Below are 17,011 nucleotides of genomic sequence, written 5' to 3'. Positions count from 1 at the left end.
CTATATGGGTGGGATGCGGCTTTGTTCCCACTCCGGAGGCGTCACCCTCACCCTTCCGTCGCTGCGCTCCTCCCTCCCTCTCCCGATGGGAGAGGGAAGGGGCACGCTCGGCGCAGCCGAGTGGGAAGGGTGAGGGCGAGCTTGACCGTACTCTCCCAACCCCTCACCGCCTGGTTTGCCGAGCGCGGCTGGGCGCCGCGCCGGCACCAGACCGATATGCTTGCCGTCGCCCGCGATGGTCGTCACGGGTTGCTCGTCGCCACCACCGGCGCGGGCAAGACGCTCGCCGGGTTCCTGCCGACGCTGGTCGATCTGATCGAGCACCCGAGCGAGGGCCTCCATACGCTCTACGTCTCGCCACTCAAGGCGCTGGCGACCGACGTGCAGCGCAACCTGCTCACGCCCATCGCGGAGATGGGGCTCGACATCCGCGTCGAGACTCGCACCGGCGACACGCCCTCCGATCGCAAGGCGCGCCAGCGCATCCGCCCGCCGCAGATCCTGCTCACCACCCCCGAATCGCTGAGCCTGCTGCTGTCCTACCCCGACAGCTTCACGATGTTCGAGACCCTGCGCACCATCGTCGTCGATGAGGTCCATGCCGTCGCCACCGGCAAGCGCGGCGATCTGCTGTCGCTGTGCATGGCGCGGTTGCAGGCGATTGCGCCGGCGCTGCGCCGCGTCGCGCTGTCGGCGACGGTGGCGGATGCCGATGGCTATCGCGCGTGGCTCGCGCCCGATGGCGATATCGATCAGGTCGCGCTGGTGCACGGCGAGCCAGGCGCGGCGCCCAACATCGCGATCGTGCTGCCGCAAGGCAAAGTGCCCTGGGCCGGTCACTCGGGCCGCTACGCCGCCGAACAGGTGATGGCGGAGATCGCCGCGCATCGCACCACGATCGTGTTCTGCAACACGCGAAGCCTCGCCGAGCTGATCTTCCAGGATCTGTGGAAGGTCAATGCCGAGAGCCTGCCGATCGGTGTCCACCACGGTTCGCTCAGCCTCGAGGCGCGGCGCAAGGTCGAAGGCGCGATGGCGGACGGCAAGCTGCGCGCGCTCGTCGCCACATCGAGCCTCGATCTCGGCGTTGATTGGGGCGATGTCGATTGCGTGATCCAGATGGGCGCACCCAAGGGATCGTCGCGGCTACTCCAGCGAATCGGCCGTTCGAACCACCGGCTCGACGAACCGTCGCAAGCGCTGATCGTCCCCGGCAACCGATTCGAATATCTCGAAGGCCGCGCCGCGCTCGATGCCGTCGAGGCGGGCGAGCTCGACCCCGACATCTTCCGCCCTGGCGCGCTCGACGTGCTCGCGCAGCACGTCATGGCCTGCGCGTGTGCCGCGCCGTTTTCGCAGGCCGCGATGCTCGACGAGCTGCGTTCGGCCTTGCCCTATTCGGCCCTGACCGAAGCGACGTTCGATCAGGTGCTCGGTTTCATCCGCGACGGCGGCTATGCGCTCAAAGCCTATGACAAGTTCAAACGGCTGACGCAGGGACCGGACGGGCTGTGGCGGGTCAGCCATCCGCAGTTCGTCACGCAGCACCGGCTCAACGCCGGCATCATCGTCGAAGCGACGATGCTGACCGTGCGCTTCAAGAACGGCCGCTCGCTCGGCAAGGTCGAGGAGGGGTTCGCGGCGACGCTCTCGCCCGGCGACACGTTCTTCTTCGCTGGCCTCAGCCTCGAAGTGATCGCCACCAGCACCGAGGATTTGCTGGTCCGCGCCACCGCCAAGCCGGCGCGAATCCCAACCTATGGCGGCGCGCGCATGCCGATCTCGACCAACCTCGCCAACCGAGTGCGCGGCTTCCTCGCCGATTCGACCGCCTGGCACCGCTTCCCCGATGACGTGCGCGAATGGCTCGAGATGCAGGAACGCCGCTCGATCCTGCCCAGCCCAGGCCAATTGCTGGTCGAGACCTTCCCGCGCGAGGGGCGCAATTACATGGTCGCCTACAGTTTCGAGGGCTGGAACGCGCACCAGTCGCTCGGCATGCTCATCACGCGACGGATGGAGACGCTGGGGCTGAAGCCGATGGGCTTCGTCGCGAGCGACTATGCGTTCGCCTGCCATTCGCTCGAACCCGTTACCGATCCGCGCGCGTTGTTCTCGGCCGACATCCTTGAGGACGAGTTCGTCGAATGGGTCGAGGGGTCGTCGCTGCTCAAGCGCGCGTTCCGCGAGGTGGCGGTGATCGGCGGGCTCGTCGAGCGCCAGCATCCCGGCAAGCGCAAGACCGGCAAGCAGGTGACCTTCTCGACCGACCTGATCTACGACGTGCTGCGCAAATACGAACCCGGCCATCTGCTGCTGCGCGCCGCCTGGGACGATGCGCGCGCGCGGATGACCGATGTCGGGCGACTCGGGCATTTGCTCGATCGCGCCGCCGCGACGATGGTGCATGTCGATCTGGATCGCGTCTCGCCGCTGGCGGTGCCGGTGCTGACGCTGATCGGCCGCGAACGCGTCGCGCAGGGCCATGCCGACGACGCGCTGCTGATCGAGGCGGAAGCGCTGGCGGGCGAGGCGATGCGTTTGGACTAACGCACCTTCCCGTTCGTGCCGGCGCAGTCGAAGCCCGTGCCCAACCGGGAAGGCCGGTGTGTCTGGCACGTGCTTCGACTGCGCTCAGCACGAGCGGATTGGAAATAGCAGCGTCCCCGACTCCCGTTGGCCCAAATACCGGCGCTTGGGAAATGTGCTTCGGCAGACTCAGTACGAACGGAACGCGCGCGACAGGCATGCCGCCGACTCGCTTGCAGAAGGTCCGAAACGGGCGTACCATCCTGCGATGAAACCGGCCCTGTTCTGTGCCGCCCCGTTCCTCGCGCTCTCCGCCCAGACCGCCGCGCCGTTGGCCGCTGACTCGAATCCACCGCCCGCCGACAGCATCGCCATCGCCGATGCCGACCAGCGCATGACCGTGCCCGTCCAGATCGCCGACGCCGGGCCGTTTCACTTCGTCGTCGATACCGGAGCGGAGCGCACCGTCATCTCGCGCGAGCTCGCGACGACGCTCGGCCTCGCCGCCGGGCGCGGCGTGCGGGTGACGGCGATGGCGAACGTCGAGCAGGTCGCGACGGTCGTGATCCCGCGCATTCGCGTCGGGCCGCCCGCCAGCACCTTGAGCGGCAGCCTGATCGAGGCGCCGGCGTTTGCGGCGAGCAACATCGGTGGCGCGGGGATGCTCGGCATCGATACGTTGCAGGGCAATGCCGTCACCATCGACTTCGATCGGAACGTGATGACGGTGACGCCGTCGGCCAAGCGCCGCCGCACACCCGACGCCGCGCCCGGCGAAGTGGTGGTGCGCGCGCGCGACATGTTCGGGCAATTGGTCGTGACCGACGCCTATTTCGGCGAGCGCCGCGTGCGCGTGGTGATCGACACCGGATCCGACGTCACGATGGGCAACCCCGCGCTGCGGCGGCTGATCGGACGCAGGACAACGCTCCGTCCGATTTCGGCGCGGGCGGTGACGGGTGTGTCGCTGCTTGCCGACTACGGGCAGATCGGGGCGGTACGGATCGGCAGCACGACAATCGACAATTTGCCGGTCGCCTTCGCCGACGCGCCGCCGTTCGCGCGCTTCGGCCTGGGCAACAAACCCGCGCTGATGCTCGGCATGGACGCGCTTCGGCTGTTCCGTCGCGTGACGATCGACTTCCCCAACCGCGAACTGCGCCTGCTGCTGCCGCGCGACGTCAAGACCGTGCCGTCGGGCGGCCTCGCACGCGCCTGACGTCAGCGCAGCGCGCGTTCGCCCTCGATCATGTAATCGCGTGTGATCGGCAGCGTGTGGCGGTTGCGCGCGAACTGGAGCTGGTAGTTGACGAGGCCGCCGTACCGGAAAGCCGCGCCCGCTCCGGCGAGATAGAATTGCCACATTCGGTAGAAGGGCTCGTCGTACAAGGCGACGATCGCGTCGCGCGCCGCCACGGTGCGATCATACCAGGCGTCGAGCGTGAAGCCATAATGCAGCCGCAGCACCTCGACGTCCGTCAGCATGAAGCGTGATCCTTCATTGGCGGCGACGATCTCGGACAAAGCGGGGTTGTAACCGCCGGGGAAGATATATTTGGTCGTCCACTTATCGGTGACGCCGGGCTTGCCGGCGCGGCCGATCGTGTGGAGCAGCATTACGCCGTCCTCGGTCAGCAGGTCGCGGCACTGGCGGAAGAAGGTGCGGTAATGCGCCGGGCCGACATGTTCGAACATGCCGACCGAGACGATCCGGTCGAACGTGCCCGTGACGTGGCGATAGTCGATCAGCTCGAAACGCACCTTGTCGGCGACGCCGGCCTCTTCGGCGCGGCGGCGCGCGACCTTGAGCTGCTCCTCCGACAAGGTAACGCCGAGCACTTCGGCGCCGGTCTTGGCGTGCAGATACAGCGCCATGCCGCCCCAGCCGCACCCGATGTCGAGCACTTTCATGCCGGGCTGGAGCGCGAGCTTGGCGGCGATATGCGCCTTCTTGTCGGCCTGCGCCTGTTCGAGCGTATTGGCGGGATCGGTGTAATAGGCGCAGCTATATTGCCGGTCGGCATCGAGGAACAGATCGTAGAGCCGGTCGGACAGGTCGTAATGGTGCGCGACGTTGCGCTTGGCGCGCGTGGCCATGTTGATCCGACCGATGCGATGCGTCACCGCCTGGACTGCGCGGCGCTGCGGCGAGGCGGCGAGCGCGTTCGTGCCGGTCTCCCACGGATCGTTGGAGGTCAGCAGATTGACGAGATCGCGCACGTCGCCCCGTTCGACGACGAGCCGGCCGTGCATATAGGCTTCGCCGGCGCCGAGCGCGGGATCGCGCAGGATCGCGGCGGCGGCCCCTTTATCGGTGAAGCGGATGGTCACCTCGGGGAAGCCAGGGGTCGGCGTGCCGAAGGTCTTGGTCTGGCCGTCGGCGTGGTGGACGACGAGCTGGCCGCGCTTGACCCGCGCGGCGAGGAAGAGATCGATCAAAGCCATGAACAGCCCCGTAACGACTTAAATCCCGGCATACCAATCGTAATCGACGTGATCTTCCCAATAGCCGCCCTTGCCGAGCCCGATGCCGGCGAGGCTCGCGACCGCGTCGATCCGCATCACATATTTGGCGTGCTTGTAGCCGAGCTGCCGCTCGACCCGCAGCCGCACCGGCGCGCCGTGGCCGACATCGAGGACATGGTCGTTGAGTGCCCAGGCGAGGATCGTCTGCGGGTGGAAGGCATCGACCAGATCGATCGACTCGTAATAGGGCGCGCCGCCGTACAGATCCGCGCACGTGAACACGATGTAGCGCGCCGCGTCGCGAAGGCCGGCCGCATCGAGCAAGGTGGCGAGCCGCGGCCCGTGCCATTTGCCGATCGCGCTCCAACCCTCGACACAATCGTGGCGGGTGATCTGGGTGCGCGCCGGCAGACCGCGAAGTTGCGCCAGCGAAAGGCTGAGCGGCTTCGCCACCAGCCCGCCGACCTGCAAGCGCCAGTGCGCGAAATTCTCCGCGACCATCGCGGTATATTCGGCCGTGTTCGGATTGTGCGTGCCGTTGACGCGGAAGCGCGGCGACATCTCCGCCGCGCTGAACTCGGGCGCGAGCGCATCGCGGTTGGTCAACGCGCGCTGCAGGCCGCGGTTCATGACCTCGCCCGAGAACAGGATCTTGCGCAGCGCCGGCACCTGCGCGACTTGATCGCAGCCTGATAGCAGCAGCCCGGCGCCGGCGGCGCCCCCGGCGATGAGCGTGCGGCGGGTGATGAGGCTCATGCCGCCTCCTCCGGCACGCGCCAGCGCCCGGTCAGCATCGACCGCACTTCGTTTATCGGCCCGGCGAGAATCACCAGCACGAGATGGACGACGATGAAGCCGGTCAGCCCCGAGGCGGCGATGAAATGGATCGACCGTGCCGATTGTCGTCCGCCGAACAGATCGAGCAGCCACGGCCAGGCCGCGTCCATCCCCGGCGACATGGCGAGGCCGGTCAGGATCATCGCCGGGATCAGGATGAAGATGACGAGCACATAGGAGAGCTTCTGGAAGATATTGTACGCGGTCGGATCGGCGGGATCGTGGAAGCGGAAGGCGAGATGCTCGCGCAGGTCATGCCACAGATTCGCCGCCGAGAGGTCGCGCAGCCGCACGCGAAGATCGCGCGCGAAATGGCGGTTGGCGAGGCTCACGATCATATAGGCGAGCAGGCTGAACGCGAGCACCAGCGCGAACAGCAGGTGCCAGCGCCGCGCGATCGCGAGGTTGTAATGCGCCGGGATCGTCACATAGCTCGGCCAGTGGATCGTGTTGAGCCACGGGTGGTCGAAGTTGGCGCCGTACGCGCCCCAGTAGAGATGCGGATGCGCGTTGAGGATCGTCAGCCCGCTACCGATCATGATGAAGATCGTGACCGCGTTGAGCCAGTGCCACAGCCGCGTCGCCACGCGGTGGCGGTAGATCGTGCGTGGCGCGGGCGGCGCATCGGCGGGAGCGGGGGGGGGCGTGGCTATGGTCATCGTCATACCCTTATTCGCCGGTGATACCGAAACGGTTACAGGCTTCGCGCGATTTTGTAGAGCTGACATCGTCACAGGGAAACAGCACGCGATGGCCGACCAGCATTTCTACGAACCCGCAAACGGCCACGGCCTCGCGCACGATCCGCTGAACGCGATCGTGGCGCCGCGCCCGATCGGCTGGGTCAGCACGGTGAGCGCGAGCGGGGTGCGCAACCTCGCACCGTACAGCTTCTTCACATTGTTCAACTATCGTCCGCCGATTATCGGCTTCTCCTCGATCGGTTGGAAGGACAATGCCGCCAACATCGCCGCGACCGGCGAGTTCGTCTGGAACCTCGCGACCCGCCCGCTCGCCGAGGTGATGAACGCCAGCTCGGCGATGGTCGGCCCCGAGGTCGATGAGTTCGAGTTGGCGGGGATCGCGGCGCTGCCGTCGCGGCTGGTCAGGCCCGACCGCGTCGCCGGCAGCCCGGTGCAGTTCGAATGCCGCGCGACGCAGACGCTGCGGCTCGAATCGAAGGAACGCCAGGCGCTTGATACCTGGGTGATGTTCGGCGAGGTGATCGGCGTGCATATCGACCATGATCTGCTCGAAGACGGCGTGTACCAGACCGGCCGCGCCCGCGCGATCCTGCGCGGCGGCGGCCCGGCCGACTATTTCGAGGTCGGCGAGGACAATCTCTTCAAGATGTTCCGCCCTGGTTAGCCGTAAGCCCGCACGAAGAACACGATCGTCGTCACCGCCGTCACCGCGAGCGTCCAGCCGCGCACCATGCCCGGCGTGAGCCGCTTGCCGAGCTTTGCGCCGAGCCAGCCGCCGAACACCGCGCCGACCAGCATCGGCAGGCCCGCGTCCCAGCGCACCAACCCGGTCGCGACGAAGATGATTGACGCCGCCGTGTTGGCGACCGCGAGCATCAGCGTGCGCGGCGCGAACAGCGCGCGGGGCGTGATATGCGCGAGCAAGCCATAGGTCGCGGTGAGCATCATGCCGACGCCGCCGCCGAAATAGCCGCCATAGATGCCGAGCAGCGCTTGCCCGACGATCAGCGTGCGCGGGCCGATCGTGACGACGCGGTGCAGTGCCACCGCCGCGCGTGGCCCGAACGCGATGACGAGGCCAGCGGTGAGCAGCAGCCACGGTATCATCAGGTCGAAGACGTGCGTGGGGGTCGAGACGAGCAGCAGGCTGCCCGCGAGGCTGCCAATGAAGGTGATCGCCGCGAGCACGCGCACATCGACTCCGCCGAGCGGGTGCAGTTCGTCGCGGAACGCCCAGGCGCTCGTCGCCGCACCCGGCAGCAGCGACACGTTCGAGGTGGCGTTGGCGGCGTTGGCGGGCAACCCGAGCGCGATCAGCGCCGGCAACGTCGCGAAGGTGCCGCCCCCGGCCAGCGCGTTCATCGCGCCCCCGAAGACGCCGGCGCCGGCGGCGAGGGCGATGCTCTGGACGGTCACATCATCTCCAACGCGCGCCGAATTTCAACATTCTCGCCATCTGGGGGGCAATGCGGTGGCTGGCCTGGTGAGGTTAGCCCAGCGCGGCCTGTTTCTCGTCCGCCAGCCGGTCGAGTTCGGCGCGGCTCTTTTTCTCGCTCGCGGTCTTGAGCTGGCCGCAGGCGGCGTCGATGTCGCGGCCGCGCGGGGTGCGGACCGGCGCGGAGATGCCGGCTTCGAACACGATGTCCGAGAACCGCCGCACCCGTTCGGGCGTCGAGGTCTCATACGGCGCACCCGGCCACGGATTGAACGGGATCAGATTGACCTTGGCGGGCAGGTCATAGTGTTTGAGCAGCCGGACCAGCTCGTGCGCATCGGCGTCGCTGTCGTTCTTGTCCTTGAGCATCACGTACTCGAAGGTGATGCGCCGCGCGTTGTTCGCGCCGGGATAATCGGCGCACGCCTGGAGCAGTTGCTCGATGCCGTATTTGCGGTTGAGCGGCACGATCTCGTCGCGCACCTCCTTGGTGACGCCGTGGAGCGAAACCGCGAGGTTGACCCCGATCTCCGCGCCCGCGCGCGCCATCATCGGCACCACGCCCGAGGTGGAGAGCGTGATCCGCCGCTTCGACAAAGCAAGGCCGTCGCCGTCCATGACGATGCCGAGCGCATCCTTGACCGCGTCGAAATTATAGAGCGGCTCACCCATGCCCATCATCACGATGTTGGTGAGCATCCGCCCCTCGGGCGTGCTAGGCCATTCGCCGAGCGCGTCGCGCGCGAGCATGACCTGGCCGACGATCTCGGCGGCGGTGAGGTTGCGCACCAGGCGCATCGTGCCGGTGTGGCAGAAGCGGCAGTTGAGCGTGCAGCCGACCTGGCTCGACACGCAGAGCGTACCGCGATCGGCATCCGGGATGAAAACCGCCTCATACTCCTCGCCATCGGGCGCGCGCAGCAGCCATTTGCGCGTGCCGTCGGTCGAGACCTGCGCCTCGACCACCTCGGGCCGGCTGATCGCGAACCGCGCGGCGAGCCACGGCTGCATCGTCTTGGAGATGTCGGTCATCAGCGAAAAATCGGTGACGCCGCGATTGTAGATCCAGTGCCAGAGCTGCTTGGCGCGCAATTTGGCCTGCTTGGGTTCGAGCTGCGCGGTCTCCAGCGCCATGCGCAGTTCGAGCTTGGACAGCCCAAGCAGGTCGATCCGGCCATCCGGACGCGGCGTCGCGACGCGGGGGACGGGCACGGGATCGATGTGCCCGGGGATGGGCATGGAGAGGGTCACGCTGTCGGTTCCTTCATCATCCGGCACGTCCGAACACCATCGACATGCTGTAACAGATCCTTGGCTGGAGTGCCTCCCATCGGATCGAGCACCACATCAATGCCTTCACGGCGCGCGAGCTTTGTCGCTGGTACGAAATCGGCGTCGCCCGCCACGAGCACGATTTGATTGACTTGTCGTTTGAAGGCCATTGCCGCTACGTCGAGACCGAGTTTCATATCGACGCCCTTCTGCTTGGTATCGATCTCGAAATCCTCGTCGGCCAGGACGGCGCCCTCCGACGTCAGAAGCCTTCTAGTACTTGCTGGGCGTATGCGCCATTCGGAGTCGTCGTTGAGCCGGCCGAGCCGCAGCGCCACCTTGCGGACGCGTTGCAATTCGTCGTGCACCGCAAAGCGAAACCTGGCTTCGGGTGTCTTTGAAAGATCGATCGCCGTGCGTGAGACCGGACGGTGAAGCTTCTTAATCAGCGGCGGGCAATCATAGAAAAAGATACGATAGAGTTCGCTGTCCTCCGCCGGACTGAACTGACCGTGAGCGACCGCACGCTCCATCAGCTTGGGGCGCATCCGATGATGGAGGTGCCAGAATGCCATCCAGCCAACCGCGAACGCTATCTTTGCAGGATCGCTTGGATCGAGTTCCGGAAATGACCATTTGAATCGGCGCAGAAAATATGCGCCATCGATGACAATCGCTGTCGGCATTCGAGCAGCCTGAAAACAAAAAGTCCCCGGGCTCGGCCTTGAGATGATGTCTGCTCTCGCGAGCGCCTCAAGACGTACTGCCGGGGACCGGATGCCGCATATTTAGCATATCCGCCCGAAAAATCAACTCACCGGCTGACACACGCCACCGCCGCCGCATCGATCGCGGTCGCCGCGCCGGCGAGCGCATAGACATCGGCGAACGGGCCGCCGCTCTTCGCCAGCGTCTCGACGCTCATGCTGCGGCCGGAGCGGATCGCGGCGACGATCGCGGCGTCGGCGCGCGCATCGGGCGCCCAGGCGTCGGCGTCGGCCGCGACCAGCTCGAAGCGGCGTTCGCCGACCGACAGCGTCACGCGCGCGCGGGGGTCGCGCGCGCGGCTGAGGCGGAGGTGGAGTTGGTTGCGCGCGCCGCGCGCCGGCCAGTCGGCCACGCTCGCGAACGGCCGCCAGCGGGCGCTGCCGCCGCTCCGCACCGGTTGCGCGATCGCATAGCAATGGCGCGGCGCGAGGTCGGTGAACGCGCCCCAGCTTTCGAACACGCCGATCGTCTCGCGGCCCCATGCCGGGCCGGCGGCGGATAGCGCGAGGACCACGCCCGCGAACATCCGCCGTCGCTTTGCCTTGGAAGTCATGCCCGCGCTTTCAATCCCCTGTTGCGCAAATGCAACGGATTTTCGCGTTTATCTGAGGTTCATGCAAAGCCCGTTTCTCGCACCTATTTGGAGCATCCCCGCCCCGGACGCTGCCCGGCAATCGCGGGAATGTGTAATGGAGTGAGTATCATGCAGAAGTTTCTTGTCACCGCCGCCACCGCCGCGCTCGGCCTTGGTCTCGCTGCCCCCGCATTCGCGCAGGATGGTCCGCCGCCCGCACCGGCTGGTGCCTTCGATGGCCCGCGCATCGGCGTGCTGCTCGGGTATGACAAACTTCAGCCCGGCCGCGGGCCGGACTCGGACATCGGGAGCGACCGCAAGGCGGACGGCCTGCTGTATGGTGGCGACATCGGCTACGACAAGGATCTCGGCCAGGTCGTGATCGGCGTCGAGGGTGAAGTGACCGGCTCGACCGGCAAGGTCACCAACGCGCCGACCAGCGCAGCCGCGCTCGGCTACGGCCGGGTCAAGCAGGGCCGCGATCTCTATGCCGGCGTGCGCGTCGGCTTCAAGGCGTCGCCGACCACGCTCGTCTATGCCAAGGGCGGCTATACCAATGGCCGGCTCGACCTGACGGCGAGCGACGGCGTCACCCAGACGGGTGCGCACTTCAATCTCGACGGCTACCGCGTCGGCGCCGGTGTCGAGGAAGCGATCAGCCGCAACACCTATGCCAAGATCGAATATCGCTATTCGAACTATGGCCGCGCCCGGTTCGAATATCCGAACGGCTCCAACACCAACAACTTCGATGTCGATACCGATCGGCACCAGATCGCGGTCGGCGTAGGCTACCGGTTCTGACCGGCGCTTCCGGGCCAAACGCCTGATTTCGGCACGGATGAGGGGTCGGGGCGCTTGCTCCGGCCCCTTTTTGCGGTAAGGAAGGAAACGGCGAATTGCCCCCGGCTTCTGACGCCTGGCGGGATGAAATGAGGGCGGCGGCCCGGGGGATTGAGATGAAGGCGACGATCGAACGCGCGACCCTTTTGAAGGGCCTCAGCCATGTCCAGTCGGTGGTGGAACGGCGCAACACCATCCCGATCCTGTCGAACGTGCTGATCGAAGCCACGCCCGAGGGCGGGCTCAAGCTGATGGCGACCGATCTCGATCTCCAGATCAACGAGACGATCGCGGCGGCGGTCGACCAGCCCGGCGCGACCACCGTGTCCGCGCACACGTTGTTCGACATCGCGCGCAAGCTGCCCGAGGGATCGCAGGTCAGCCTGTCCGCCGCCGACGGCAAGCTGACGATCGTGGCGGGCCGCGCGCGCTTCCAGCTCGGCACGCTGCCGCGCGACGATTTTCCGGTGATCGCCGAAGGCGAACTGCCGGTCAGCTTCGAACTGCCCGCCGAGACGCTCAAGCAGATCATCGACAAAACCCGTTTCGCGATCTCGACCGAGGAGACGCGCTATTATCTCAACGGCATCTTCCTCCACGTCTCGGCCGATCCGCAGCCGGTGCTCAAGGCCGCCGCGACCGACGGCCATCGCCTCGCCCGCGTGACGATGCCGCGCCCAGAAGGCGCCGAGGCGATGCCCGACGTGATCGTGCCGCGCAAATGCATCGCCGAGCTGCGCAAGCTGCTCGACGAGGTCGATGCTTTGGTCGGCGTGTCGTTGTCCTCGACCAAGATCCGCTTCGACCTTGGCCATGCGCTGCTGACCTCGAAGCTGATCGACGGCACCTTCCCCGATTACAGCCGCGTCATCCCGACCGGGAACGACAAGATCCTCAAGATCGATCCGCGCAGCTTCGAGGAGGGCGTCGACCGCGTCTCGACGATCGCCACCGAGAAGACGCGCGCGGTGAAGATGGCGCTGGACCGCGACAAGATCATCCTCTCGGTGACCAGCCCCGATAATGGCACCGCTGCCGAGGAAGTGCCCGGCGAATATACGTCGCTGCCGTTCGAGATCGGCTTCAACAGCCGCTACCTGCTCGACATCCTCGGCCAGCTCCACGGCGACACGATCGAGGTGCATCTGGCGGACGCGGCCGCGCCGACGCTGATCCGCGAGAACGACAAGGCTGCGGCGCTGTACGTGCTGATGCCGATGCGGGTGTGACCGGCGCAGCGCGCGCGGACAGGGTTGCGGCGGCGTTAACCGAAAACTGATGTCCGCGCGCTAGATCTTGCTCGATCCACTGACCGAGCACGTCCCGATGCCCCATGACACGGTTTCCGCACCGCTATATCCCGGCACGACCCGCAGCATCCTCGTCGTCGATGACAATCACACCGCGCTGGCGGTGATCGGCCGGCGGCTCGGACGGCTCGGCTACCTGCCGGTGCTGTGCGACAAGGCCGCCGACGCGCTCGATCAGGTGGCGGCGCGGCGCTTCGACCTCGTGCTCGCCGACATGGTGATGCCGGGCATGTCGGGGATGCAATTGCTGCGCGCCTTGCGGTCCAGCCCGGAAGCGCGCGACGTGCCGGTGATCCTGCTGAGCAGCCGTTCCGATCCCGCCGCCGCGATCGACGCGCTCGCCGCCGGTGCCGACGACCATGTCGCCAAGCCGTTCGACTTCGACGTGCTGGTCGCGCGGATCGAGCATGTGATCGGCCAGGCGCGGCGTCTCGCCGACCTCAAGACTTCCAACGCCGCGCTCGACGCGCGCATCGCCGAGCGTGCGATCGAGCTCGGCGAGGCCCAGGCCGAACTCGCCGCCACCCGCGCCGACCGCCAGCGGCTCATCGCCTCGCTTCAGGCGCTCAACGACCGGGTCGAACTGGCGGGCTGCTGATTCGTCCGATCAGCGGCGTTCATGATGGCCGGGCCGGCGCGTGGATCGCCACGGTCAGCCCGGCAAGCGGCTGTTCGGGCAAGGTCGCGATCCGCGTCGCGTCGGCGCGGGCGCGCGCGAGAACCCCGTCGGGTACGTCGCCCGCGATGAACAGCCGCTCGGCCTGCGCGAGCCAGCGCGCCTCGCGCAAGGTGAGGTCGTCGGGATCGCCCGAGCGCAAGCGGATATGAACGAGACCGGCTGGGACGTCTCCGGCATGGTCCAGCCAGCGTTCCACCGCCCCCGGCCCGGCCGTGAACGGGTCGAGCGCGCCGCCTTCGCCGAACGCGGCGCCGAGTGCCATCCGGCGCGCGCCCGCATCGGCGAAGCGCGCGCGAACCGCGCCGCGCGCGGCGAACAGCGCTTCGGCGAGCCGCCCGAGCGTCGGCGGCAGCAGCGCTTCGAGCCGCTGGCGCAGGGCCGCGGCCAACCCCGCCGACACACCGCCGGTGCCGATCGCGACGATGACGGGTGAGCGATCGACGATCGCGGGGAGGGTGAAGTCGCACAAGGCCGGGCGATCGACCGCGTTGACGAGCACGCCGCGCGCCTTGAGGCGCGCGACGACGGCCTGCGCCTCGGTCTCGTCCTCGATCGCGACGATCGCGAGCGCGGCGGTGCCGTCCTCGTCGACCACCACCGCGCCGGCGCGTTCCAGAAGCCGTCGCTTCGCCGCCGCCGCGTCGCCATCGCCCACCAGTATCACCGCCCGGCCCCGCGCCGCGACGAAGATCGGCAGGCTGGCGAGGCTCACGCGGTCAGCCACTCCGGCAGGCGTTCGGCGGCGAGGATCGTCTCGGGCTGGATGCGATCGGCGACGACGGCGTAGCGGTCGCCGCTCACCAGCACCTCGGGCACCAAAGCACGACTGTTGTAGGTGCTCGCCATTGTCGCGCCATAGGCGCCGGCGGTGCGGAAGATCGCGAGATCGCCCGATTCGACCGAGTCGATGTCGCGGCCCATCGCGAAGGTGTCGCCGCTTTCGCAGACCGGGCCGGCGATGTTGGCGGTCATCCGCGCGCCGGTCGGGCGCACCGCCGCGAAATCATGCCAGGCGTCGTACATCGCGGGCCGGGCGAGATCGTTCATCGCGGCATCGACGATGACATAGGGGTTGGTCACGCCGGGCTTGACCCAGATCACGCGCGTCAGCAGCACGCCGGCATTGCCCGCGATCACCCGGCCGGGTTCGAACATCAGCGTCGCGTTCCAGCCATCGGTGACGCGGGCGACCATCGCGCCATAGGCGGCGGGGCTGGGGAACACGTCGCCGGCCTTGTAGGGCACGCCGAGTCCGCCACCGAGATCGACATGGCTGATCGCATGGCCGGCGGCGCGCAGTTCCTGCACGAGCTGGCCGATTCGGCGATAGGCCGCCTCGAGCGGGGCAAGCTCCGAAAGCTGGCTGCCGATATGGATCGCGACGCCGCGCAGGTTGAGTCCGGGCAGCCCCGCCAGCCGATCGAAGATCGCGCGCGCCTCGCTGATCGGCACGCCGAACTTGTTCTCGGCCTTGCCGGTCGAGATCTTGGCGTGGGTGCCGGCATCGACATCGGGGTTCACGCGCAGCACGGCATCGGCGGTTTGACCGCGCGCCGCCGCGAGGGCCGCCAGCACGGCGCCTTCTTCCTCGAGCTCGAGATTGAACTGGCCGAGCCCAACATCGAGCGCCTTGGTCAGTTCATCGACCGTCTTGCCCACGCCCGAGAACACGATGTCCGATGCCGGTATCCCCGCCGCGATCGCGCGCGCCAGTTCGCCGCCCGAGACGACGTCGGCGCCGTACCCCGCATTGGCGAGCAGCCGCAGCACGGCGAGATTGGGATTGGCCTTGATCGCATAGGCGATGTGCTTGCGCTTTACCCCGGCGAGGCCCTCGCGGAACACCTCTGCGTGGCGCGTGAAGGTCGCCGCCGAATAGACGTAGACGGGGGAGCCGACGTCCGCCGCGATCCGCTCGAGCGACACGCCCTCGCAGTGCATGACGCCGTCGACCAGCGCGAAATGATCCATCGGAATGCCGTTCAGTTATGGGGGGGAAGATCGAACTCGTCGCCGCGGCGCGTTTCCGATTTCTTGAGCAATTCGTCGCTGCGCTCGGGCCGGGCCTGGGTGGGCGGGGTGAGCAATTGCGTCGCGGTCGGTGTCGCGCGGGCGCTGTACGGCGCGACCGGCAGATGCTGATTGCTGGCGGGCTTGAGGTCCGACGCCGAACCGCAACCACCGAGCGCGAGCACGCCCGCGAGGACCAGACGCTTCATGCCAGTTGCTCCCGTGCCGCCGCGATGGCGGCACGAACGCGCGCTGGCGCGGTGCCGCCGAAGCTGGTGCGGCTCGCCACCGACGCATCGACCGAGAGCACGCCGTACACGCGATCGTCGATCCGCGCGTCGATCGCGACGAGGTCGTCGAGCGGCAGCTTGTCGAGCGCGACGCCGAGCTCCTCGGCGCGCTTGACCGCGCGGCCGGTGATGTGGTGCGCCTCGCGGAACGGGATGCCGCCCTCGCGCACCAGCCAGTCGGCGAGATCGGTCGCGGTCGAAAAGCCCGCCTCGGCGGCGGCGCGCATACGCTCGGTTCGGAAAGTGGCGCTTTCGACCATGCCGGTCATCGCCGCGATCGACAGGCCGAGCAGGTCGTGCGCCTCGAACACCGGTGGCTTGTCGTCCTGCATGTCCTTCGAATAGGCGAGCGGCAGCCCCTTCATCGTCACCATCAAGGCGGTGAGGCAGCCGATGATGCGGCCGCTATGCCCGCGCACCAGCTCGGCGGCATCGGGGTTGCGCTTCTGCGGCATGATCGACGAGCCGGTCGACCATTGATCCGACAGCGAGACGAAGCCGAACGGCTGCGACGCCCACAGGATGAACTCCTCGGCCAAGCGCGACATGTGCAGCGCGGTCTGCGCGGCGGCGGTGAGATAGTCGATCGCGAAGTCCCGGTCGGACACGGCATCGAGCGAATTGCGCGTCGGCCCGTCGAAGCCGAGCGCGGCGGCGGTCATCGCGCGGTCGATCGGGAAGCCGGTGCCGGCCAGCGCGGCCGAGCCGAGCGGGCTGCGGTTGCCGCGCGCGCGCGCATCGGCGAAGCGGCTGCGGTCGCGCGCGGTCATCTCGAAATAGGCCATTAGATGATGGCCGAGTGTGACCGGCTGCGCGCTTTGCAAGTGGGTGAAGCCCGGCATCACGCTGTCGGCATGGTCCTCGGCGCGGGCGAGAAGCGCCAACTGGAAGCCCTTGAGCGCGGCATCGACCTGATCGATCGCATCGCGCACCCACAAACGGAAGTCGGTTGCGACCTGATCGTTGCGCGAGCGCGCGGTGTGCAGCCGTCCCGCGACCGGGCCGATCGCCTCGGCGAGCCGCGCCTCGCTCTGCATGTGGATGTCCTCGAGTGCCATGTCCTCGGCGACGCCGTTCGCTTCATAGTGCGCGGCGACCGTGTCGAGCCCGGCCGAGATCACAGCGGCATCCTCGGCCGCGACGATGCCGGTCGCGCCGAGCATCGCGACATGCGCCTTCGAGCCCGCGACGTCCTGCCGCCAGAGGCGCTTGTCGAACGGGATCGAGGCATTTATCTCGCGCATCACCGCCGCCGGGCCTTCCGCGAAACGGCCGCCCCACATCGCATTGGATG

General features: G+C 67.6%; 17 protein-coding genes. 6 read left to right on the top strand and 11 right to left on the bottom strand.

The features are described 5' to 3' along the window. Window positions 1-141 precede the first annotated feature (141 nt). Together PX554_RS02950 and PX554_RS02945 are read left to right on the top strand one after the other, a co-directional pair. Entirely contained in the window at window positions 142-2,550 is a 2,409-nt protein-coding gene (locus tag PX554_RS02950) for a ligase-associated DNA damage response DEXH box helicase (RefSeq protein ID WP_275498797.1), read from the top strand. A 247-nt stretch (window positions 2,551-2,797) separates the two neighbouring features. Continuing rightward, the gene (locus PX554_RS02945; RefSeq protein WP_275498794.1) at window positions 2,798-3,748 is read left to right on the top strand and encodes an aspartyl protease family protein; all 951 of its coding nucleotides are present in this window, start codon (window positions 2,798-2,800) and stop codon (window positions 3,746-3,748) included. Window positions 3,749-3,750: 2 nt separating this feature from the next. Here PX554_RS02945 and PX554_RS02940 read toward each other — a convergent pair whose 3' ends face one another. The 3 genes from PX554_RS02940 to PX554_RS02930 are packed head-to-tail and all read right to left on the bottom strand — an operon-like array spanning window position 3,751 to window position 6,491. Beyond that, window positions 3,751-4,974 (bottom strand): SAM-dependent methyltransferase, encoded by a 1,224-nt coding sequence (locus tag PX554_RS02940; protein ID WP_275498792.1) that lies wholly within the window; start codon window positions 4,972-4,974, stop codon window positions 3,751-3,753. Window positions 4,975-4,992: 18 nt separating this feature from the next. Then, window positions 4,993-5,751: a molybdopterin-dependent oxidoreductase gene (locus PX554_RS02935; RefSeq protein ID WP_275498790.1), complete on the bottom strand. Its 759-nt coding sequence runs from the start codon at window positions 5,749-5,751 to the stop codon at window positions 4,993-4,995. Beyond that, entirely contained in the window at window positions 5,748-6,491 is a 744-nt protein-coding gene (locus tag PX554_RS02930) for a cytochrome b/b6 domain-containing protein (protein ID WP_275498788.1), read from the bottom strand. The genes PX554_RS02935 and PX554_RS02930 overlap by 4 nt, the downstream gene beginning before the upstream one ends. Window positions 6,492-6,582: 91 nt before the next feature. On the opposite strand from PX554_RS02930, the gene PX554_RS02925 reads away from it, so the two are divergent. Then, the gene (locus tag PX554_RS02925; protein WP_275498786.1) at window positions 6,583-7,200 is read left to right on the top strand and encodes a flavin reductase family protein; all 618 of its coding nucleotides are present in this window, start codon (window positions 6,583-6,585) and stop codon (window positions 7,198-7,200) included. Here PX554_RS02925 and PX554_RS02920 read toward each other — a convergent pair. The 4 genes from PX554_RS02920 to PX554_RS02905 form a co-directional block, all read right to left on the bottom strand. Beyond that, entirely contained in the window at window positions 7,197-7,952 is a 756-nt protein-coding gene (locus PX554_RS02920) for a sulfite exporter TauE/SafE family protein (protein WP_275498784.1), read from the bottom strand. The genes PX554_RS02925 and PX554_RS02920 overlap by 4 nt on opposite strands. Before the next feature lie 73 nt (window positions 7,953-8,025). Continuing rightward, the gene (rlmN, locus tag PX554_RS02915; RefSeq protein WP_275498966.1) at window positions 8,026-9,210 is read right to left on the bottom strand and encodes a dual-specificity RNA methyltransferase RlmN; all 1,185 of its coding nucleotides are present in this window, start codon (window positions 9,208-9,210) and stop codon (window positions 8,026-8,028) included. Window positions 9,211-9,218: 8 nt separating this feature from the next. After that, window positions 9,219-9,929: an NYN domain-containing protein gene (locus PX554_RS02910; RefSeq protein WP_275498782.1), complete on the bottom strand. Its 711-nt coding sequence runs from the start codon at window positions 9,927-9,929 to the stop codon at window positions 9,219-9,221. A gap of 128 nt (window positions 9,930-10,057) precedes the next feature. Continuing rightward, window positions 10,058-10,564, bottom strand: a complete 507-nt coding sequence (locus tag PX554_RS02905) for a hypothetical protein (protein ID WP_275498780.1) — start codon at window positions 10,562-10,564, stop codon at window positions 10,058-10,060. Window positions 10,565-10,714: 150 nt separating this feature from the next. Here PX554_RS02905 and PX554_RS02900 point away from each other — a divergent pair, with 150 nt between their 5' ends. From PX554_RS02900 to PX554_RS02890, 3 genes are all read left to right on the top strand, one after another. Continuing rightward, on the top strand, window positions 10,715-11,389 hold the full coding sequence (locus tag PX554_RS02900; protein WP_275498777.1) for an outer membrane protein: 675 nt from the start codon (window positions 10,715-10,717) through the stop codon (window positions 11,387-11,389). Between the two features lie 155 nt (window positions 11,390-11,544). Further along, entirely contained in the window at window positions 11,545-12,657 is a 1,113-nt protein-coding gene (dnaN, locus tag PX554_RS02895; RefSeq protein ID WP_093223504.1) for a DNA polymerase III subunit beta, read from the top strand. Window positions 12,658-12,724: 67 nt separating this feature from the next. Next, on the top strand, window positions 12,725-13,336 hold the full coding sequence (locus PX554_RS02890) for a response regulator (protein ID WP_275498773.1): 612 nt from the start codon (window positions 12,725-12,727) through the stop codon (window positions 13,334-13,336). A 19-nt stretch (window positions 13,337-13,355) separates the two neighbouring features. Here the strand turns inward: PX554_RS02890 and PX554_RS02885 are convergent, their stop codons facing one another. The 4 genes from PX554_RS02885 to argH are packed head-to-tail and all read right to left on the bottom strand — an operon-like array spanning window position 13,356 to window position 17,000. After that, window positions 13,356-14,141: a precorrin-2 dehydrogenase/sirohydrochlorin ferrochelatase family protein gene (locus tag PX554_RS02885; RefSeq protein WP_371128269.1), complete on the bottom strand. Its 786-nt coding sequence runs from the start codon at window positions 14,139-14,141 to the stop codon at window positions 13,356-13,358. Continuing rightward, on the bottom strand, window positions 14,126-15,388 hold the full coding sequence (lysA, locus tag PX554_RS02880) for a diaminopimelate decarboxylase (protein ID WP_275498771.1): 1,263 nt from the start codon (window positions 15,386-15,388) through the stop codon (window positions 14,126-14,128). Before lysA ends, PX554_RS02885 begins: the two co-directional genes overlap by 16 nt. A gap of 11 nt (window positions 15,389-15,399) precedes the next feature. Next, window positions 15,400-15,636 (bottom strand): hypothetical protein, encoded by a 237-nt coding sequence (locus PX554_RS02875; protein ID WP_275498769.1) that lies wholly within the window; start codon window positions 15,634-15,636, stop codon window positions 15,400-15,402. Beyond that, window positions 15,633-17,000, bottom strand: a complete 1,368-nt coding sequence (gene argH / locus PX554_RS02870; protein WP_275498965.1) for an argininosuccinate lyase — start codon at window positions 16,998-17,000, stop codon at window positions 15,633-15,635. The genes PX554_RS02875 and argH overlap by 4 nt, the downstream gene beginning before the upstream one ends. Window positions 17,001-17,011 lie beyond the last annotated feature (11 nt).

Source organism: Sphingomonas pollutisoli (assembly GCF_029167165.1).
Classification (GTDB): domain Bacteria; phylum Pseudomonadota; class Alphaproteobacteria; order Sphingomonadales; family Sphingomonadaceae; genus Sphingomonas; species Sphingomonas pollutisoli.
Note: the sequence above shows the minus strand (reverse complement) of the source record. Positions and strands in the feature narration are given on the sequence as shown.